20 protein-coding genes are annotated in these 19,329 nt (G+C 38.7%); 5 read left to right on the top strand and 15 right to left on the bottom strand.

The window, feature by feature from the left end; genetic code table 11:
• Positions 1-90: 90 nt before the first annotated feature.
• Both JK629_RS01395 and JK629_RS01390 read left to right on the top strand, forming a co-directional pair.
• Positions 91-378 carry a Sec-independent protein translocase subunit TatA/TatB gene (locus JK629_RS01395; protein WP_202336861.1) on the top strand — a complete coding sequence of 96 codons (288 nt, stop codon included), beginning with the start codon at positions 91-93 and terminating at the stop codon, positions 376-378.
• On the top strand, positions 379-951 hold the full coding sequence (locus JK629_RS01390) for a phosphatase PAP2 family protein (protein WP_202336860.1): 573 nt from the start codon (positions 379-381) through the stop codon (positions 949-951).
• Here the strand turns inward: JK629_RS01390 and JK629_RS01385 are convergent.
• The 9 genes from JK629_RS01385 to kynU all read right to left on the bottom strand — a co-directional run bounded on the left by JK629_RS01385 (position 934) and on the right by kynU (position 11,048).
• Positions 934-1,578 carry an O-methyltransferase gene (locus JK629_RS01385; protein WP_202336859.1) on the bottom strand — a complete coding sequence of 215 codons (645 nt, stop codon included), beginning with the start codon at positions 1,576-1,578 and terminating at the stop codon, positions 934-936. The two genes, JK629_RS01390 and JK629_RS01385, sit on opposite strands and share 18 nt — an antisense overlap.
• 11 nt (positions 1,579-1,589) lie before the next feature.
• Positions 1,590-3,146, bottom strand: a complete 1,557-nt coding sequence (locus tag JK629_RS01380) for a peptide MFS transporter (protein ID WP_202336858.1) — start codon at positions 3,144-3,146, stop codon at positions 1,590-1,592.
• Between the two features lie 116 nt (positions 3,147-3,262).
• Positions 3,263-4,399 (bottom strand): hypothetical protein, encoded by a 1,137-nt coding sequence (locus JK629_RS01375; RefSeq protein WP_202336857.1) that lies wholly within the window; start codon positions 4,397-4,399, stop codon positions 3,263-3,265.
• Positions 4,383-5,483 (bottom strand): amidohydrolase family protein, encoded by a 1,101-nt coding sequence (locus JK629_RS01370; RefSeq protein ID WP_202336856.1) that lies wholly within the window; start codon positions 5,481-5,483, stop codon positions 4,383-4,385. The genes JK629_RS01375 and JK629_RS01370 overlap by 17 nt, the downstream gene beginning before the upstream one ends.
• 24 nt (positions 5,484-5,507) lie before the next feature.
• On the bottom strand, positions 5,508-6,293 hold the full coding sequence (locus JK629_RS01365) for an SDR family oxidoreductase (RefSeq protein ID WP_202336855.1): 786 nt from the start codon (positions 6,291-6,293) through the stop codon (positions 5,508-5,510).
• An 87-nt stretch (positions 6,294-6,380) separates the two neighbouring features.
• Positions 6,381-7,826 carry an aldehyde dehydrogenase gene (locus JK629_RS01360; RefSeq protein WP_202336854.1) on the bottom strand — a complete coding sequence of 482 codons (1,446 nt, stop codon included), beginning with the start codon at positions 7,824-7,826 and terminating at the stop codon, positions 6,381-6,383.
• 21 nt (positions 7,827-7,847) lie between these two features.
• Complete coding sequence (locus tag JK629_RS01355) at positions 7,848-8,276, bottom strand: RidA family protein (protein WP_202336853.1); 429 nt, start codon at positions 8,274-8,276, stop codon at positions 7,848-7,850.
• Between the two features lie 10 nt (positions 8,277-8,286).
• Entirely contained in the window at positions 8,287-9,687 is a 1,401-nt protein-coding gene (locus tag JK629_RS01350) for an FAD-dependent oxidoreductase (RefSeq protein ID WP_202336852.1), read from the bottom strand.
• A gap of 95 nt (positions 9,688-9,782) precedes the next feature.
• A complete protein-coding gene (kynU, locus tag JK629_RS01345; RefSeq protein ID WP_202336851.1) occupies positions 9,783-11,048 on the bottom strand; it encodes a kynureninase in 1,266 nt (421 codons plus the stop codon).
• A gap of 105 nt (positions 11,049-11,153) precedes the next feature.
• On the opposite strand from kynU, the gene JK629_RS01340 reads away from it, so the two are divergent.
• Positions 11,154-13,310, top strand: coding sequence for a T9SS type A sorting domain-containing protein (locus JK629_RS01340; RefSeq protein ID WP_202336850.1), 2,157 nt, complete (start codon positions 11,154-11,156; stop codon positions 13,308-13,310).
• Here JK629_RS01340 and JK629_RS01335 read toward each other — a convergent pair.
• Positions 13,307-14,014 (bottom strand): hypothetical protein, encoded by a 708-nt coding sequence (locus tag JK629_RS01335; protein ID WP_225626081.1) that lies wholly within the window; start codon positions 14,012-14,014, stop codon positions 13,307-13,309. The genes JK629_RS01340 and JK629_RS01335 overlap by 4 nt on opposite strands.
• Before the next feature lie 92 nt (positions 14,015-14,106).
• Between JK629_RS01335 and JK629_RS01330 the strand changes: the two genes are divergently transcribed.
• Complete coding sequence (locus tag JK629_RS01330; RefSeq protein ID WP_202336849.1) at positions 14,107-14,409, top strand: GNAT family N-acetyltransferase; 303 nt, start codon at positions 14,107-14,109, stop codon at positions 14,407-14,409.
• Positions 14,410-14,442: 33 nt separating this feature from the next.
• Here JK629_RS01330 and JK629_RS15570 read toward each other — a convergent pair whose 3' ends face one another.
• Both JK629_RS15570 and JK629_RS01325 read right to left on the bottom strand, forming a co-directional pair.
• On the bottom strand, positions 14,443-14,574 hold the full coding sequence (locus JK629_RS15570; RefSeq protein WP_262896513.1) for a hypothetical protein: 132 nt from the start codon (positions 14,572-14,574) through the stop codon (positions 14,443-14,445).
• Positions 14,575-14,617: 43 nt separating this feature from the next.
• The gene (locus JK629_RS01325; protein ID WP_014781235.1) at positions 14,618-14,776 is read right to left on the bottom strand and encodes a lmo0937 family membrane protein; all 159 of its coding nucleotides are present in this window, start codon (positions 14,774-14,776) and stop codon (positions 14,618-14,620) included.
• Positions 14,777-14,939: 163 nt separating this feature from the next.
• On the opposite strand from JK629_RS01325, the gene JK629_RS01320 reads away from it, so the two are divergent.
• Positions 14,940-15,737, top strand: a complete 798-nt coding sequence (locus JK629_RS01320) for a class I SAM-dependent methyltransferase (protein ID WP_202336848.1) — start codon at positions 14,940-14,942, stop codon at positions 15,735-15,737.
• Here JK629_RS01320 and JK629_RS01315 read toward each other — a convergent pair.
• From JK629_RS01315 to msrA, 3 genes are all read right to left on the bottom strand, one after another.
• On the bottom strand, positions 15,734-17,302 hold the full coding sequence (locus JK629_RS01315) for a fibronectin type III domain-containing protein (RefSeq protein WP_202336847.1): 1,569 nt from the start codon (positions 17,300-17,302) through the stop codon (positions 15,734-15,736). The genes JK629_RS01320 and JK629_RS01315 overlap by 4 nt on opposite strands.
• Before the next feature lie 11 nt (positions 17,303-17,313).
• Entirely contained in the window at positions 17,314-18,501 is a 1,188-nt protein-coding gene (locus tag JK629_RS01310) for a fibronectin type III domain-containing protein (protein WP_202336846.1), read from the bottom strand.
• A 74-nt stretch (positions 18,502-18,575) separates the two neighbouring features.
• Complete coding sequence (gene msrA, locus JK629_RS01305) at positions 18,576-19,247, bottom strand: peptide-methionine (S)-S-oxide reductase MsrA (protein ID WP_202336845.1); 672 nt, start codon at positions 19,245-19,247, stop codon at positions 18,576-18,578.
• Between the last annotated feature and the right edge of the window lie 82 nt (positions 19,248-19,329).

The following is a 19,329-nucleotide window of genomic DNA, read 5'->3' as shown; positions in this document are numbered from 1 at the left end:
TTTTGTAGAAGGGTTTTTTGTATTAAACGATTTTTATAAAAACTCATAACTCATCTGTTATAACTCATAACTCATTAGTATATTTGCACCATGATTTCACAGGCAATTTTTCTTTTTATCAGCGGTGCCGAAATAGGTTTTATCCTTTTCATCGTGCTTTTGGTCTTTGGTGCTGACAAAATACCAGAGATTGCTCGCGGAATGGGCAAAGCGATGCGACAGGTAAAGGACGCTACCAACGATATTAAATCTGAAATCACCAAAAGTGCTGAAAAACAGGACATTGATATAGATATTACCAAAGATGTCCGGAAGGAGATAGACCAAGTGAAAGATGAGGTCGATGAAATTACAGGCCCAATAAAAAGAAAGTTTTAAATGCTGGAAACCCTTAAGCAATGGGATCGGGAACTGTTTATTTATCTAAATAGTTTAGGTTTCGAACGCTTTGATAGCTTTTGGGTGTATGTTACACAAATTGAAAGTTGGACGCCATTATTTATCTTCTTTTTTTTACTCATATTTTATTACTATAAATTGAAAAAAGGCGCAACAGTTGCTTTTTTTGTTTTGTTGACCTTCGGAATAACTATATTTTTCACGGGTTTTGTAAAAGATTATGTGGCACGTTTGCGGCCCAATAATGTAGAAGCTTTTGGAGAATTAATCCGTATTTTGCAAAAGCCAACCAATTATAGTTTCTTTTCGGGTCATGCTTCCTCCAGTTTTGCGATAACCACTTTTATGGTTTTGGTTCTGCGGAAATTCACAAAGTGGATATACCTTGCGTATATTTGGCCGCTTGTTTTCGTAATGAGCCGGATTTATGTGGGCGTGCATTACCCAAGTGATATTTTTGTGGGGGCATTGGTTGGAACCCTATTTGCCTTTTTCTTTTACTTTCTGTGCAAAAAAGTTTTGGCACACAAAAAGCTAATCCACAACCCGTGAAATGGTAAGTCCGTCGCGAATTGGCAAAAGTACCGTTTCAAGTTTTGGATGCTCATTCAATAATTTATTATACTGAATAAGCGCTTTTGTGTCTTCATCGCCTTCTTTCAACGTTTCAACAACCTTTCCGCTCCAAAGTACGTTGTCGCTTAAAATAACTGAGCCTTTATTCAACTTCGGAAGAATTATTTTCAGATAATTTGGATAATTGTTTTTATCTGCATCAATAAAAACTAAATCGAAAGTTTTCTCAAGCTTCGGAATTATTTCCAAAGCATTGCCCAAATGTTGGAAAATCTGTTTCCCGAAAGGCGATTCGTCAAAATACTTCCGTTGAAAATCGAACAATTCTTCATTGATGTCAATGGTATGAAGCTCACCGTTTTCCCGCATTCCCTCGGCTAGACACAAAGCAGAATAACCCGTGTAAGTCCCTATTTCAAGAATATTTTTTGGCTGAATCAATTTGGAAAACATACTTAAAACCCGCCCCTGCAAATGCCCGCTCAGCATACGTGGCTGCATCTGTTTTTGCCAGGTTTCGCGATTTAGTTTTGCAAGCAATTTTGGTTCGGCTTGCGAGTACTTTTCAACGTAATCGTTTATTTTTTCGGGAAGAAAATCCATTTTAAAAATTTTTAGTGAATACCGGCCATCATCTTTTTAATGATTGGCGAAATGAGTATTGCAAATATACCCACAATCACGCTAATTACCCCAAAACTCGCATATACCGAAACGTACGAGAACAATTGTTGAAAGGCATCACTTTGTCCCGAGGCAATTTGTGGTGATAATCCGGTGATATATTCCGTAATTTTTCCGAAGAACCCTTCCGAAAAAACATTTGTATTTCCGTCTGAAACCGTAGTCAATTTTGCAATTTTTCCCGCGAAAAAATGACCGTAAAAATTTGCCGAAAACCAAACGCCCATAATGAAAGCAACATATTTTAAAGGGGAAAGCTCCGTCATTTTTGAAAGCCCGATGGGCGAAAGAAATAATTCCCCAATCGTCAAAACCATGTAGCCAATCACCAAATAACTCATCGAGGTCTTTGCAAAATCATCAACGCTGTGTGCCGAAAGTGCAAAAACAATAAAGCCAAGCCCAAGAAATAGAAGACCGAGACCAAATTTTACGGTAGAATTCGGATTTATTTTTTTTCGACTTAAAAAAGTCCAAAGCAGGGAAAACGGAATTGCTAAAAGAATGATAAATCCTGCATTTATACTATTGGTCCCTGCTGCGTCCATTCCAACCAAATTCACGTTTCTGTCTGCAAAAAGTGTTAATGAGCTTCCAGCTTGTTCAAAAATTGCCGAAAACAGTGTGTAAAGTATGGTAAAGTAAACCGCTACGAGCAGTCTTTTTCTTTCTTTTGATGTAACTTTTGTAAGAATAAACCCAATGTAAAAAATCAAAAAAGCGGAAACAATCCATACCAAATAGCCTTCAAATTCATTAAAGCGAACCAAAGTCGCAAAAACGCCAACCGAGGCAATCGCTGCCAAAACAATCAGTTTTCCGCTATTTATACCGAACTTTTTGTCATCGTAAATCTGCTGATTCGGAACGTGCCCCTTATTTCCGAATACATTATTTTTTAAACCACTTCTAAAAACCAGAAGCCCCGTAACCATTCCAATTCCTGCTAAGACGAAACCGTAATGCCAGCCATAAGTAACGGCGAACCAAGCGCAGAGCAATGGTGCTATTGCAGCGCCCAAATTGATTCCGAGATAGAAAATGGTAAAACCTGAGTCACGACGGGAATCGCCTTGCGCATAAAGTTCACCTACGAATGAGGAAATGTTTGGTTTGAAAAAACCATTCCCAACAATTATCAATCCCAATGAACCATAGAAGAATATCGGCATTTCAATTGAAAGAAAAAAGTGGCCAAACACCATTAATATTCCACCGAGAATGATTGCTTTTCGATAGCCGAGAATTTTATCGGCTAAAATTCCACCAATCATGGGCGTTACATAAACCAAAGACATATAAGCGGCGTAAACGCCAAAAGCCATATCGTCATCATACAAAAGATGTTTGGTCATGTAGAGAACGAGCAAGGCGCGCATTCCATAAAAGGAAAAACGTTCCCACAGTTCAGCGAAAAATAGATAAAGAAGACCTTTTGGATGGCCGAAAAGTTGAGGTTGATCCCCTTCGGAAATTACATTGCCCATAATTGAAATTTTAATTTTAAGCAATGTAAAACAGACTGCTAGCGAAAATTTGTGCTGTTCTAAAAAATACTAAAAAATAGTTGAATGTGATTAATTGTAAATAAGGTTACAATGAATTACAAAAACGCTTTGTATTCTTTGTTTTCAATAGTTTCCGAGAATTCTTCCAGCAATCTTTTGTCGATGGAAATGTTATGGGGAACAATTCGCAACCGGTATTTGCTTTCGCCAATAAAGGTAAAAAGATCGCGACGATCGAGTTTTTGCGAATCATCGAGTTGAAGAATATCGTTGATGTTTTCGATAATTCGGGTAAGGTACGTTTGGTTTTTTATTTCGCCGCCGAGGTTTACCGGAATTGTCTGCGAATCGCCTTCGGCATATTTTCTACGGATGGCAAATTTCAGCAGATTTTTATATTGTGTGGTTTTTGAACCAAAATCGATGGTTTGGTCGTAAATATTTTTCGTCGGAATATTCAATTTTACCAAACTCCAATCCAAAAAGTGAATGGTAATTTCATTCGGTTTTGGGGTGCTTGCAAGCCGAATTACCCAAGTTGTCGCCAACACCAAAAAGATAGAAATCAAAGAAGTTTTCGCAATTATTTTGATGAAATTATTGCTGAAATCATTTCCGAAGGTTAAGAAAACTTCAGAAATCTGGGATACAAAAATCAAAACGATCACCAAAATTGAAATGACGCCAATCACTTTCAAACCTCGATAAGCAAAGGTTCTGTAAAAAGAAATCGCCAATAAATAAGAGAGAAAGCCGGAAAGCAATAAATCGGGAATTGCGCTGATTCTGATATTTCTGTCAACATTTCCATCGCCCAACAAATAGGGAAGTAAAAAGGTAATTATTGAGGTAAAAATAATTACGGCAATAATTTTTTTTACGTTCTTTTTATTGTGGTAAATAAAACCCGGTGCATAATAAAAGTAGAATAGCGCAAGCAACAAAAACATATTGTTTACGATGGAGAATAGGTTTACGGCAATATTGTAACCCTGGGTTTGTGTGTAGTTGAAAACGGTTCCGCCATAAATCCAGCAGCCCGAAAGCACCCAAATGAACATTGCAAAACTTAAGTAAAGAAGGGCTTTATCTACCCTCTTTTGCGAATCGTCCTCTTCCAAAAGTTGGCTGAATCTGTTGCGGATATTGTACCAAAGTGCCAACAGCAAAACCCCGCCCAAAAAGGAAATACATATATGTGAAAGAATATAGAATTTAGCTACTTCGGTCATTTTCGCCAAGAATTCTGTTTACCAATTTTTGTTTTGCAGCTTCATCATCGCCGCAAAGCCAGCGGATTACGTTGTCTTCCCACATGGCATCCGCCTCTTCTTGGGTTATAATTTTGCGTTCCAAAGCCAAATCCAAAATTTTTCCGGGATAGGAGGACTGTGGTGCACTTTCCATTTCCCCCAGCGGATACGGGTCATCCAAGCCAACTAAAACTTGTTTTGCGCCCTGGTTTTTCACCACCAGTTCCAATGAACCGGTATCGTGGACCAATGTATCGAAGAAAATATTTTTATGGCCAACAGATTTTCGGGGGTGCACTTTTCCTTTAAAAAGATCGGGACGGCCATCAAAACCTTGGATTCTTCTTCCCAGGTTTATCTGTGCCAATTGGCCGCCGTGAGCAAAGCAAGTGCGCATTCCGGGAAATTTATCGGCGTATCCATTCAATGTTAAAAAATGATAGGCATCGGCACATTGTGCCAGCATCCAAATAAGGTGGAAGCGCCATGCGGTGTTTTCAAGTTTTATGAATTTTTCTCCATCATACGGATGAATTTCAACAGCGAGATTATACTTTGAAGCCAGTTCAAAAATGGGCTCGTTTTCTTCATCAAAAATGCAGCGCCATGTACCTATGGTGTCCATATAATGTGTAGGCAAACAAAGAAGCTGCATTCCCAGCTCTTCCACACAGCGTTCCATTTCCCAAAGTGCGCCGCGTACAAATCCGGGGTGTACCACAAATCCACATGTAAATTTTGAAGGATGCTCGTGCTGTATTTTTGCGTTAAAGTCATTCTGAAAACGAAGCGCTTGCTTCATTTCTTCCACGCGGAGTCCGTTTCCATAGAGCTGGGAAAGGTTTAAAACCACGGCGTGATCTATTTTGAAACGCTCCATCCATTCCAGCTTTTCATTCAAAAAGAAACTGGAATCGGTAACAGGCCTGCTCCAATCTTTTTGAAGCATAAATTTACGGTCTTTATCTACCCAAAAAATTCCTTTATCCTTCATAAACTTTGGAATTTCCTCGGGATAGGGAAGCAGATGTGAGTGGCCGTTAATGCGAAGTTTTCGTTTCATAGGAAAATTTAAAGAATTCTAAAGTTACAAACTTTTGGTGCGTCCGCCATCCACGGGAAGATTTATTCCATTGATGTAGCTGGCAGCTTCGCTAGCAAGAAACGCGACTGCATTGGCAATCTCGCCTGGCTGGGCAAAACGACGCGCGGGCACGAGGCTTTTCATAAAATCGCTCGCTTCCTTTTCCGTTTTGTTCATTCTCTTTGCAGCGTTTCCTACAATGTCTTCAAGCCTATCAGTAGCGGTAAAACCAGGTAAAACGTTGTTTACCGTTATTCCGAATTGTCCCAATTCATTCGCGAGCGTTTTGCTCCAATTGGCAACCGCGCCACGAATGGTGTTGCTTACGCCGAGTCCGTCAATGGGTTGTTTTACTGAGGTGGAAATTATATTTATAATTCTACCGTAATCTGCTTCTTTCATCCCCGGAACGAGTGCCTGCACCAAAATCTGGTTGCAGACCACGTGCATAGAAAATGCTTTTTCGAACTCGTCTGTTTCTGCAGAAAAAATGGGGCCGCCTTTTGGACCGCCCGTATTATTTACCAAAATGTGAAATGTTTTGTTTGAAGCGGCCAATTCTGCTTTCTTTTTTACTTCATCGGGTTTGGTGAAATCTGACACAAAATAGTTGTGCTTTTGGCCTTTCTCGTACGAAAGTTCGATTAAAGTTTCCTTCAATTTTTCTTCATCACGAGCTACCAATGTTACGGTCGCACCCAATTTTGCCAATTGAATAGCGGTTGCTTTTCCGATGCCGGCGGTACTTCCGCAGACCATTGCGTTTTTATCTGTTAAATCTAAATTCATAATATCTATTTTGTCACCCCGAGCGCAGATGAAGGGTTTTTAATTTATAATTTCAATCGGGCTTCGACTGCGCTCAGCCTGACATACTTATTCATATTTAATACAAACATTCTTCGCCTCCGTAAAAAACCGAAGTGCTTCAAAACCTCCTTCTCGGCCCATACCACTTTCTTTCATTCCACCGAAAGGCGTTCGTAAATCACGGTTCAGCCACGTATTTACCCAAATGATTCCGGCTTCAATTTGTTTTGAAACGCGCATCGTACGGTTTAAATCTGATGTCCAAAGGGTGGAAGATAAACCATATTTCACGGAATTTGCCATACATAAAGCTTCTTCTTCGGTTTCGAAAGACATAATCGTAACTACCGGACCAAAGATTTCTTCTTGGTTTACGCGACATTGATCGTCAAAAACCTCGATAACCGTGGGTTCCAAATAATAGCCATTTTCGAAATTTTTCACAGTAACTTTATTTCCGCCGAAAAGAATTTTTCCGCCCTCTTTTTCAGCAAGCCTTATATAGGATTCCACTTTCTCCAAATGCGGTTTTGAAACCAAAGCCCCTAAATTGGTTTCGGAATCAAAGGGATTCCCGACTTTTAGTTGCTTTACCTTTTCAACAAAATCCTTTTTGAATTGATCGTAAATCGGTTTTTCCACAAAAATCCTACTTCCGCAAAGGCAGATTTGACCTTGGTTTGCGAAGGAAGAACGCACAGTTACTTCCAGCATTTTTTCATAATCGCAGTCAGCGAAAATTAGGTTTGGGTTTTTTCCGCCGAGTTCCAATGACAACTTTTTAAACATCGGTGCCGCAGTTCGTGCAATGTTTTCGCCTGTTTTTGTTCCTCCAGTAAAGGAAATCGCTTTAATGTTTTTATGTTCCACAATCGCTTGTCCAGCGGATGGACCCGTACCGTGAACGATATTCAAAACGCCTTTCGGCAAACCGGCTTCGGTGCAGATTTCGCCTAAAAGAAAAGCGGTCAGCGGTGTAACCTCGCTGGGTTTTGCGACAACCGTATTACCTACAGCAATTGCGGGAGCGATTTTCCAAGTAAACAAATACAGCGGAAGGTTCCACGGTGAAATGCAACCCACAACGCCCAAAGGTTGGCGAAGGGTGAAATTCATTGTGTATAAACCCACGCTTTCGTGCGCTTCACTGGCAAATTGGGTGATTGCGTTTCCGAAAAAACGAAAGTTTGCAGAAGCTCTTGGAATATCTACTGCCAAAGCCAAACTCACGGGTTTGCCGTTATCCTTTGCTTCGGCTTCGGCCAACTCAGTTAATTTTTCATCAATTAAATCTGCAATTTTTAAAAGAATTCTGCTTCGTTCGTCAATGGTTGTATTGCTCCATTTTGGGAAGGCTTCCTTTGCGGCTTGGTATGCAGCTTCAATATCCTCGGCATTTGAATTTGCAATTTGTGAATACACTTCGCCATTGGAAGGATTGTAGTTCTCCAACCATCTTTTGGAAAGCGGTTCAACGTATTCGCCGTTTATGTAGTTTAGGATTTTTTGCATTTCACTCATAACTCAGCACTCTTAACTCTTAACTGGAGAAAAAGCCATCGCCTTAATCTCAACAACCAAATGCGGATGCGGCAATTGGTGTACGGCAACGGTGGTACGGGTTGGGCCAGTTTCCTTATTGAAATATTCAGCGTACACTTGATTATAGCCCGCAAAGTCGTTCATATTTACCAAAAAGCTTGTTACGTCCACCACATCGGCCATTGTTGCGCCCTCAGTGGCTAAATAATCTTTTATATTTTCAAGTACGGCGCGGGTCTGCTCCTTTATGTCGAAATGCATTGTCCCCATTTCATCCACTTTATGCACGCCAGCAAACGTATTATCGGGCAATCGCGAACTTGTTCCGCTGATAAATATAAAATCGCCCACGCGCTTTACGTGTGGATATGCGCCACGGGGCGTTGCTTTTCCTTCAACCAATCTGCTTTTGTTGCTCATAATTTATATTTTATCCAAATGCCACTTCATCATCGTGAAGAATGGCTTCGGTTTCAGTTTTTACCAATTCAAGTTTTTCCTTTAACGACATTTCATCTTTTATTTTTCCATCGTCCAAAAGATTTAAAATCGCTTTGTCCTGTGCCCGTCCGCGTTTCATTGCTTCGGAATAGGTAATTGATTCCTTAAAGGTAACCAAAGAATATTTGCTGTAATATTCCTCGGGAAATTCTGCCTCAAAAGCGGTTTCCAGTTTTCTTTTCTTTTGAAAAATTTCCATTGCGGTGTGTTCTTTCATTTCGTGAAAATTGTCCACCGCCAAATCTGCAATCGCGTCTGTATCTTTTTTTCGAAGTGCTTCGTATTCCTTAAAAAGATTGTTCCAATTGATTTTTTCTTCGGAAGCATATTTCTCCAGAATTTCATCAAAAACCACTACATCCTCAAAGGAAGCGTTCATTCCCTGTCCATAAAAGGGAACGATTGCATGCGCGGCATCGCCCATTAAAAGTAATTTTCCGAAGGCATTCCAAGGTGAACATTTTACGGTTCCCAAAGGTCCTGTTGGGTTTCCAAAAAACTCCTCGGCAAGGTTCGGAATCATTTCCACCACATCGGGAAATTCTTTGTTGAAATATTCGTGCACCATCTCCGGCGAAGTTAAATTCGCAAAACAATACTCACTGTTTTCATACGGAAGAAACAATGTAACCGTAAAACTACCGTCAAGATTTGGCAGCGCAATCAACATATCTTCGCCGCGGGGCCAAATGTGCAATGCATTTTTATACGTTCTATATTCGCCATTTTCAGAAGCGGGAATTTCAAGTTCTTTATAACCGTGACTAAGCCATTGCTGCGAAAAACTAAAAAGAAATTTATGGCTCTCGAACATATTTTTTCTGACTGCGGAACCTGCGCCGTCCGTTCCAAAAATAGCATCTGCGGAAATTGTTGTTTCTTCTTTGGAATTGTAATTTCTGAAAGTTGCGGAAGCATTTTCTAAATCAACACTTTCGCAGGAATGATTAAAAATGATTTTTACGTTCGCCATTTTTTCTACTTCATCCAATAAAAGCATATTCAATCCGGGACGCGAAATTGAGTTGATGTATTCATCTTTTCTTCCGCTGTACGGACTTAAAAAAGTATTTCCTTTTGTATCGTGGATCATCCGCCCGTTCATGGGGATACAGAGTTTTTTGGCTTCATCTTCAACCCCCGCCAGTCGTAATCCTCGTAAACCTCGATCGCTCAATGCGAGATTTATGGAACGTCCGGCATCTTGGGTTACTTTTCGTAAATCGGGACGTTTTTCAACTAAAGTTATCTCGAAACCCCGCTGAGCCATCCGCAGTGCGAGAAGACTTCCACAGAGACCGGCGCCGATGATTAAAATATTCTTATTCATACTTAAATTATATATGACTTATGACGATAGGACTTAAGATATAAGACAAGTGGTGTTGTGTTTTTGTCTTACGTCCTACGTCGAAAAGTCCTAGGTCAACTTTTTAAAACTTCTTTTAATTTTTCCGAAAAACGGAACACATCTTCAAAACTATTGTAAAGTGGGGCAGGAGCAACGCGGATTACATCCGGCTCACGCCAATCGCTTATTACTCCGGCTTCAGTTAATTTTGTGTGCAAATTTTTATCGGCATTTTTCACTTGAATTGAAAGTTGGCAGCCGCGTTCCTCGGGGTTTCTTGGAGTGATTACGTTGATTGAATCGTTTTTCATTTCATCCAATAGAAACTCTAAAAATCCAGTAAGTTTTTCAGATTTCTTCCGAAGGTTTTCAAAGCCTGCTTCCGCAAATGTATCCAAAGAAGCACGAATGGCGGCCATTGAAAGTATTGGAGGATTGCTTAATTGCCATCCCTCAGCTCCGGGCAATGCGTCAAATTCATGGCGCATATTGAAACGCGTTTTTTTATTGTGGCCCCACCAACCGGCAAAACGGTTGAGGTTTTCATTATGTGCGTGGCGTTCGTGAACAAAGCAACCGCCGAGACTTCCCGGACCGCTGTTTAAATATTTATAGGTACACCAAACGGCGAAATCTGCTCCCGTTTCGTGCAGGTTTGGTTGAATGTTTCCCGCACCGTGTGCCAAATCGAAACCAACCATGCAGCCGTATTTATGTCCCAATTCCGTAATTTTTTTAAGTGGAAAGGATTGACCCGTGTAGTAATTGGTACTGCCAATCATCAACAAAGCGATTTCGCTTCCGTGGGTTTGCATAATTTCCTCCAAATCCTCAAAACGGCAAAGTTCCTTGCCTTTTCTGGGTTTCCAAAGAATCAATCCTTCTTTCGGGTCAATTCCGTGAAATTTCAGTTGACTTTCAACAGCATATTTATCACTTGGGAAAGCATCGCTTTCAACCACAATTTTATATTTGGTTTTTGTAGGCTGGTAAAACGAAACCATCATTAAGTGAAGGTTTGTCGTCAACGTATTCATCATAACCACTTCCGAAGGTTTCGCTCCCACGATTTTCGCCATATTTTCAGTTAAAAATTCGTGATATGGAAGCCATGGATGTTTTCCTTCCACGTGCCCTTCCACGCCCAGATTAGCCCAATCGTTCAATTCTTCATTTATATATTCTGAAGTAATTTTTGGCTGTAATCCAAGGGAATTTCCACAGAGATAGATTATTTTCTGGCCGTTTGCATTTGTTGGAATGTGGAATTTATTTCTGAAAGAAGCAAGCGCATCAGCTGCATCTTGTTTTTTTGCATATTCTAAAGAGTTGTGGAACATTTGGCTGTGTTGAAATTTATCGGCTTTTCACAAAAATAGGAATTAATATTTGTTTAATTTGCTGTACAATTCAAAAGTCTTGTGTCTATCTAAAAATGTGTTAAAATGTTTCGAAAAATACTTTTATATCTCTTTTTAACCCTTAGCACACAGTCGTTTTCACAATCTGTCGCAAGGCAATGGAACGAGGAAATGCTCCATGGAATCCGCAACGATTATGCCCGGCCCACCATCCACGCGCGTAATCTATTTCACTCTTCGGTAATAATGTACGATATGTGGGCTGTTTTCAATAAACAGGCAGATACCTATTTTTTGGGAAAAAACATTGCGGGATTTCAATGTCCTTTTGATGGATTTCAATCAAATGAGCCTACTCTGAAAGCTCGTGAAAAAGCCATTAGCTACGGCGTTTACAGATTGATGAGACACCGTTTCGCAAATTCCCCTGAAGCAGCAGAAATTATGGAATCTATAGATATATTGATGGATGACCTAGGGTATGATAAAAATTATACCAATACAGATTATAGCAATGGAAATCCAGCAGCATTAGGTAATTATATAGCTGAAAAAATCATTGAATTTGGCTTTCAAGATGGTTCCAATGAGGCCAATAATTATGCAAATCAATTTTATGTGCCACTTAATGAGCCGCTCAATATGGATATTGCGGGAAATCCGGATATGGAGTTTCCAAACCACTGGCAACCCTTGAAAATAGAAGCGTATGTTGACCAAAGCGGTCACACCATTCCAGGTGGGCAACCACCATTTTTAGGGCCAGAGTGGGGCAGGGTGGTACCGTTTTCATTAACCGAAGAAGACAAAACTGTTCATCAAGTTCCAGGATATGAATATTGGGTATATCACGATCCCGGGCCGCCGTGCTATATTCAAGATGGCCTGGGCGCTGAAGATGCTTATAAGTGGAATTTCGCACTTGTAGCGGCTTGGGGCGCACATTTGGCTCCTTCTGATGGTGTAATGGTAGATATATCTCCCAAAAGTTTAGGAAATTTATCCATGGATACCTACCCTCAGACCCTTTCGGAATATAAGGAGTTTTATGATTTGGAAAGTGGCGGAGACCCAAGTGAAGGGAGAGTTTTAAACCCAATTACAGGACAGGCTTACGAGCCCCAGCTGGTTTATAGAGGTGATTACGCTCGCGCTTTGGCAGAATTTTGGGCAGATGGCCCAGATAGCGAAACGCCGCCGGGACATTGGTTTGTATTGTTAAATTATATTAATGACAATCCACTTACAATAAAAAAAATTAAGGGAAAGGGTGCGGTATTATCAGATTTGGAATGGGACGTAAAGAGTTATTTTATTTTGGGCGGCACCTTACACGATGTTGCAATTTCAGCGTGGGGAATAAAAGGCTATTATGATTTTGTGCGTCCTGTGAGTGCAATACGCTATATGGGAGAGCATGGACAGTCCAGTGATCCTAATTTACAAAATTATGACCCCCATGGACTACCATTAATTCCTGGAAGAATTGAAGTGATTAAGGAAGGAGATTCTTTAGCGGGAAATTTCAATGAAAATGTTGGAAAAATTAAACTTTATACCTGGCGTGGCCCAGAATATATTGTCAATCCCAATACAGACGAGGCTGGCGTTGGATGGATAATATCTTCAGAATGGTGGCCGTACCAACGGCCATCGTTTGTAACACCGCCTTTTGCTGGATACGTTTCAGGTCATTCCACATTTTCTCGAGCTGCAGCTGAGGTTTTGACTATGTTAACCGGAAGTGAATATTTTCCGGGAGGAATGGGCACTTTCGATATTCAGAAAAACGAATTTTTGGTTTTTGAGGAAGGACCAAGCCAGAGCTTTCAGTTGCAATGGGCAACCTATCGCGATGCGTCTGACCAGTGTAGCCTGTCGCGCATTTGGGGCGGTATCCATCCTCCTGTGGACGATATTGCAGGAAGGAAAATTGGTTACGAAATTGGGCAGGAAGCATTTTCGTTTGCCGAAAAGTTTTTTACTGGCGAAATTGCCAAAAATGGCGTGCTCTTTCCCAATCCCGCAGATAATAAAATTACGGTTCTATATAAAACAGATAAAAATGTTGAAGCAGTGCTTTTTGATGTTTTAGGGAGAAAAGTGCTCTCATCTTCTACAAGTTTTAATACAAATAATGAGTTTGTCCTAGATGTTTCCGGTTTACGGGCGGGGCTTTATTTTTTCAGTTTATACGAGGGTGATAAAATCCTTTGGACTCAAAAACTTCTTAAAAATTAGCGTATACTGTCTTTTTTTACACTAATTTTTGTGAAATATAGTTTAAAGCCGCCCGTGCTGTCTTTGTGCATTTTTGAAATTTCAAGTCCGTTGAAATTTTCATAATCCTCCCAAGTTGTTGATATGGAAGGTTTTTTTGCATTTCCGTTTCGGTAATTCCATTCTTTAATTCTGTAATTTTCATCGTAAAAAAAATCATACGCATCGCCTGGAGTGTAGCCGCCTTCGTTACCGTAAACAATTGTAAGCTGGTTCAACGTGTCTTTTGAAATTGGTGCCACGGTGTTTTTCTTTTCTGAAAAAGTTGTACCCTCGTCCCAAACAATCTGATAGGGAGCCAAAAGCCAATATTTGTCATTAATAAATGCAGCATCGGTTTTCATAGTTAAGCTATCCATTTTTGAACGATTGTAATTCACGGTATCGTTTACAGAAACCATTGTCACATCGCCAATTTTAGGTTTCCAGATCCACGAGCGTTGGAAGTGATTATCGCCACGATCTACATTGAAGGTAAATTTTATTTCGGAAATGTTTTTCCAATGTTGAAAACCATTGGCGTTTGCAATTTTATAGCTAATGCTTGTATTTTCAAGAGAGTCAGTTACTTTTGATGCAGTATTAGGATTTTCTGAAGTATTTTGACCATTATTACAGCCCAAAAGCATTAAAAATAAAAAGAGGGTGGCAAAAGCGATTTTCATAACTTATGTGTTTTTGTAAATGTAAGGAATACATTTGGCTTTTAATTTTTTTGTATTTTTAATGTGTTTAACCCACTAATCTCACCATCATAATGCGAGTAATCGATAACAAAGAAGAGAACCGGTTTGAAACCGATATTGATGGACATAAAGCTGTGATAGCATATTCCGTGCAGCCCGGTATTTTATCATTAAATCATACCGAAGTTCCTGATGCGCTATCTGGGCAGGGTGTGGCTAGTGAAATGACAGAAAAGGTTTTGCTACAAATAGAGCTCAGAGGGTTAAAAGTGGTGCCGGTTTGCCCATTTATAAAAAAATATATTGACAAACATCCCGAATGGAAATCTATAATAGCTGAAAAATCCAACAAGAAAAAGCCCTCCCAAGAATAGTTGAGAGGGCTTTTGTTTTTAATATTTAAAAAATTAATCTACAGCGTCTTCTATATCGTCTGCTACGTCTTCTATTTCGTCTCCAACTGTTTTCTTTTCGCGGCAGCTTGTAAAGCTAGTGGCCATTAAACCTGCGGCAAATAAAATTAGAAATACTTTTTTCATATCAGTTTGTTGTTTAAGAATTAATAATTAGTTTTTAATTGGATTATGGTCTGCGGCCGGTTGCCAAACGGTATAAAATACCAATAATTGCCAAGACCAGTAAAATGTGAATTAGACTTCCAACGGCCTCACCGAAACCGAAATAGCCTACGAGCCATCCTATAATAAGGAGTACTACAATTAACCAGATGATGTCACCCATAATAATTAGTTTTTAAAGTTAGTATAATTTAAAACTACAACAAAACCATTCATCTTTCAATTTTTTTAACCCTTGTTTAACGAAAATCGCAAAAAAATATCAAAATTGTTATCAACTGTGTTTTTTGCGTTAATTGAATATATTTGATAAAAAAATCCATCTTATGGAGCATCTCGAGAAATTTGAAACCAACCGAAATACCTGGAATTCCAAAGTTGCTGTACATGCGGAGAGTAATTTTTATAGCCTGAGTAATTTTAGAAAAGGCAAATCCTCGTTAAATAAATATGAGTTGGATGCTTTGGGCGATGTATCAAAGAAAGGTATTTTGCACCTTCAATGCCACTTTGGTCAAGATACGCTGAGCTTTTCAAGAATGGGTGCCAAGTGTACGGGCGTAGATATTTCTGATGAAGGAATCAAATTGGCAAAGCAACTGAACACAGAATTGAAACTTGATGCGAAGTTTGTTTGTTGCAATGTTTTGGACACTTCGAAATATATTTCAGAAAAATTTGATATTGTTTTTACAAGCTACGGAACGATTGGTTGGTTGCCTGATTTAAAACCGTGGGCGCAGATAATTTCGGAACGGTTAAAGCCCGGCGGATTTTTTTATATTGTAGAATTCCATCCCATTGCATGGATGTTTGATTATACCGTTTCACCTCCAGAGATGAAATATGGCTACCAGCAAAAAGAAGCGATTTATGAGGAATACCAAGGTACGTATGCCGATAAAAATTCAAAAATAATAAGTAAGGAATACGGCTGGAACCACAGTTTGGGTGAAGTGATATCTTCGCTTGCCGAAGCTGGTCTTCAAATAGAATATCTAAAAGAATATGATGCTTCTCCTTATGACATATTTCCAGGATTAGTTGAGAATGACAAAGGGATGTTTGAGCTTTCAAACAAAATGTACCCGTTGATTTTTGAGGTTAAAGCTGTTAGAAATTAAAGCGAACAACCCGCCTCAGTTTTTATTTCTTCTTTTGTTGGGTTATAGGCATTGCCTGTTACATTGTAAAAAGGAATACCATTTTCATAACGATAAGGAACAATGTTTAAAAATTCTCGTAAGCTACAATAATCTCTAAGATTCGAATTGTTGACTAAAAATAGAGAAATGGAGTCATTAGGCCAAGCACCGCTACCGTCCAAGCTTAATAACCCATCAAATGATACAAGATTTGGATTATTATTAAAATCAAAAGTTAGAACCCTCTCTAAGCTATCAAGTCCTTCCATATTAGTTATTAGTGGCATGTCTCTTAATTTGAAGTAGTAAATGGTGGTCCAAGATGAAAGGGACGAAAAATTTGTAATTGGTATGTTTTCAAGATATAGGTCACTACCGACAGTAAAATTTGATATGAATGATAAATCAGTTACAGCTAAATTTTTTAAGGTGAGATTGTCTGCAGACTGTATACCTGAAAATAAATTAGCCATATTTGCTGTTGGCGGCATATAGTCGAATTCAATAAACATGTAATTGCTATTTATGTAGAATATCGAAAAATCGCTTATTGGAGTATATCCAAATCTTATTGAGGTGAGGGTGGAGGAAATTTGAAGGTTTGAAATGTTGCTAAGGGAAGCATTTTTATTAATTTCTAATTCCTTCATAGTGGACGAGAATCCAGAGACATCTCCAATATCAGAGAGCTGAGGGTTGTCAATGATTTCTAATTTTCTATGGCTTGTTTCGGGTATTATATTTTGTAATCCATTTAGACTTGTTAAAGATGTATTTTTAATGATAAGATCGTCTCCCAATGACACAAGTGACGATAAATTTGAGATATCAGTTATATCAGAACCTGTTATGGTTAGACTTAAACCTATTTCAGAATAGAAAAAATCATCCACTTCCTGTTGATTGTGAAGAGTGACTGAACCGCCTGTAATTGTGTAGGGTAGCGTTGTAAAACTAAAATGAGCAAAAGTTTCATCACCATTTGTTCCTTTCGCAAATACAGTCCCGTTGTATCCTCTGTTGTCGTCAAGATCAGAAATTGTATAATTTGTATTTTGTAAACCATCTACAATAACTTCATTATTTAAAACCACTTTATAAACAACACTTCCCCATTCTGATGGTAAAGGAGCATTCCAGGAAATTGAGGCTTCGTAGATACCAATTTCATCAATTTCCACAGCCATTTCAAAAATATATGGTTTAGTTGTAAAGCTAAAGTTAGCAGACGATTCCTGCCCATTATCGCCAGCAGCATATACGGTTCCTGTATAAACTTTATTTTCCTCAAGATTTGTAAAAGTATACTCACTGGTTTGTATGCCACTTGCTATTTCTTCATTGTTTAGGACTATTTCATAAGTAACAGAACTCCATTCTGAAGGCAAAGGTTTGTTCCAAGAAATAGTGGCTTCGTGAAGCGTGATATCACTTACGGCTACCTCCATTTCGAAATTGTATGGATTTTCTGGTGTATTGTTTTCATCATCAGAACCACAGCTCATAACAATAAATAAACTTAATAGTGCTAAAACCTTTTTCATAATTATAAATTTTACAAACTACACTCAGCTGGCGACTCAATTTGTGTTTCAGTAGGATTATACGCATTTTCTTGGGTATTAAATTGGGGCCTCATATCTGTGCAACCAGGAGGGTTGAAACAACCAATCTTCATTTCGGTATTTAGCATCCAATTTGTCAAGCCACAATAATTTGTTAAATTATCATTTTCTCTAGCAAAGAAGGAAATTTTATTAGCCCAATCACCCTGTCCTGTGCTGCCTGTTAAGGTTTCGAGGTCGTTTAAATTGGTAAGATTTCTACAGCCAAGTATTTCTAAGTGATACATTTTTTCTATATGGTCAAAACCTGCAAAACCTGTGATATTATTTAAGGCTACTATCTTAAATTTTTGTATTTCTGGGGTGTTTCGAAATGCAGAGAAATCGTTAATTGGAAGACCTATCAGTTCGACATTTTGCATTGGATGATTTCCAAAATCTGGTAAAGTTGAAACATTCCTACGAATATATATGTTTTTTAATTTATCAGTAAATTGAAGAAATGAAAGGTCCGGGAAATTTGGCATATCAGTAAAGTAAAAAGTGTGTGCTTCCTCAATAAAATTTTCTGCCGCTGATATATCTTGTATCATTGGAGATCCTCCAATTGAAAAATAAACTCCGTTTTCGGTTCTTGCTCTCACATTTTCTAAACCATGAAGCGAAGTAACATTTACACTACCAATACTAATGCTGTTTGCCTTTTCTAATATAGACAGACCCGATAAGTCGGTAATTGGGTCATAAGGGTATTGATTGATTATTAAAGCATCAACCTCGGTACAATTAAAATTATCTATCTGATATTGGTAATCTATACGCACGATATTTTGATCTAGGCAATAATCAAAGGCACGTGTTGTAAAGCTAAATTCATCAAAAGTATCTGAATCATTAGCACCGATGGCAAATACACTGCCTGAAAAATCTGTTGATTCCTCTAAATTATTGATAGTAAAACCAGTACCGCTTAACCCATCCACAAGTATCTGGTTGTCAACAACAACGCGATATAGCCAATCAGTTTCCGAATTGGGATGATTCCATTTAAGCACTGCGTGGGAATATTCTACTTCAGTAACCGTTACATTAAAAACTAAATTTGGCTCTGATACAGAATCGTCAGACCCACAGGAAATAAAAAATAAAAATCCAAGTGTAATAAAACTAAATCTCATGTTTATAATTTAATAGAAATACAATATATTCAATTATAACCAAATTATTACAGAAATTGAATTATAATAATGTTTCAATGCGCTGTATCTTTTTTCAAAAGCTCCGGAAACTTCTCCTTAAATCGATTTAACCGCGGGATGGACACATTTTGAATGTACGGATTATCGGGATTGTTACGCTCGTAATTTTGGTGGTAGTTCTCTGCATCCCAAAATTTTTGGAATGGCAAAACTTGTGCGGCAACTTTATCTCCATTTAATTGTTTATTCAGTGCATTAATTTTTTCATCAATAATTTTCTTTTCTTCATCATTCTGATAAAAAATAATAGAGCGGTACGATTTCCCGTGATCAGGGCCTTGACCATTCACTTGGGTTATATTTTGTGAGCCGAAATATACATCAACCAACTGATTAAAACTTACAATTTCAGGATCATAAATTACCTCCACTGCTTCTGCGTGATCTGCATGATTTTGATAAGTTGGGTTTTTCGTTTCGCCGCCACTATAGCCTGAAATGGCTTCCTTAACACCATTTACACTTTCGTAAATGGCCTCAACACACCAAAAACAACCACTTGCAAAATACGCTCTCTTTAGGCCGTTAACAGGTTCGGTTTGAACTGGAACTTGTTCTTTTTGGGCAATAGCCTCAGCCTGCTTATTACTTTCATTGGAAGGTTTGCAAGCGCCCTGAAGCGAGAAAAGAAAAATACTTGCAATGATAAATGTGATTTTTTTCATATTGTTTGATTTTGTGGAATTGGTCTTCAGTAAATAGAAAACCTTGCATTTAAAGTACAAAAAAAGCCCTCACAATATGTGA

The organism is Aequorivita iocasae (assembly GCF_016757735.1).
GTDB lineage: Bacteria > Bacteroidota > Bacteroidia > Flavobacteriales > Flavobacteriaceae > Aequorivita > Aequorivita iocasae.
This window is presented reverse-complemented; position numbering and strand designations above follow the sequence as displayed.

Bases quoted from the DNA above. Each gene is read 5' to 3' on its own strand.
- kynU (WP_202336851.1), bottom strand. From the start codon at position 11,048: ATGTTCCACAACTCTTTAGAATATGCAAAAAAACAAGATGCAGCTGAT.
- JK629_RS01335 (WP_225626081.1), bottom strand. From the start codon at position 14,014: ATGAAAATCGCTTTTGCCACCCTCTTTTTATTTTTAATGCTTTTGGGC.
- JK629_RS01395 (WP_202336861.1), top strand. From the start codon at position 91: ATGATTTCACAGGCAATTTTTCTTTTTATCAGCGGTGCCGAAATAGGT.
- JK629_RS01355 (WP_202336853.1), bottom strand. From the start codon at position 8,276: ATGAGCAACAAAAGCAGATTGGTTGAAGGAAAAGCAACGCCCCGTGGC.
- JK629_RS01310 (WP_202336846.1), bottom strand. From the start codon at position 18,501: ATGAGATTTAGTTTTATTACACTTGGATTTTTATTTTTTATTTCCTGT.
- JK629_RS01370 (WP_202336856.1), bottom strand. From the start codon at position 5,483: ATGAAACGAAAACTTCGCATTAACGGCCACTCACATCTGCTTCCCTAT.
- JK629_RS15570 (WP_262896513.1), bottom strand. From the start codon at position 14,574: ATGAAAAAAGTATTTCTAATTTTATTTGCCGCAGGTTTAATGGCCACT.
- JK629_RS01320 (WP_202336848.1), top strand. From the start codon at position 14,940: ATGGAGCATCTCGAGAAATTTGAAACCAACCGAAATACCTGGAATTCC.
- msrA (WP_202336845.1), bottom strand. From the start codon at position 19,247: ATGAAAAAAATCACATTTATCATTGCAAGTATTTTTCTTTTCTCGCTT.
- JK629_RS01330 (WP_202336849.1), top strand. From the start codon at position 14,107: ATGCGAGTAATCGATAACAAAGAAGAGAACCGGTTTGAAACCGATATT.
- JK629_RS01340 (WP_202336850.1), top strand. From the start codon at position 11,154: ATGTTTCGAAAAATACTTTTATATCTCTTTTTAACCCTTAGCACACAG.
- JK629_RS01350 (WP_202336852.1), bottom strand. From the start codon at position 9,687: ATGAATAAGAATATTTTAATCATCGGCGCCGGTCTCTGTGGAAGTCTT.
- JK629_RS01375 (WP_202336857.1), bottom strand. From the start codon at position 4,399: ATGACCGAAGTAGCTAAATTCTATATTCTTTCACATATATGTATTTCC.
- JK629_RS01390 (WP_202336860.1), top strand. From the start codon at position 379: ATGCTGGAAACCCTTAAGCAATGGGATCGGGAACTGTTTATTTATCTA.
- JK629_RS01385 (WP_202336859.1), bottom strand. From the start codon at position 1,578: ATGGATTTTCTTCCCGAAAAAATAAACGATTACGTTGAAAAGTACTCG.
- JK629_RS01325 (WP_014781235.1), bottom strand. From the start codon at position 14,776: ATGGGTGACATCATCTGGTTAATTGTAGTACTCCTTATTATAGGATGG.
- JK629_RS01360 (WP_202336854.1), bottom strand. From the start codon at position 7,826: ATGCAAAAAATCCTAAACTACATAAACGGCGAATACGTTGAACCGCTT.
- JK629_RS01365 (WP_202336855.1), bottom strand. From the start codon at position 6,293: ATGAATTTAGATTTAACAGATAAAAACGCAATGGTCTGCGGAAGTACC.
- JK629_RS01380 (WP_202336858.1), bottom strand. From the start codon at position 3,146: ATGGGCAATGTAATTTCCGAAGGGGATCAACCTCAACTTTTCGGCCAT.
- JK629_RS01315 (WP_202336847.1), bottom strand. From the start codon at position 17,302: ATGAAAAAGGTTTTAGCACTATTAAGTTTATTTATTGTTATGAGCTGT.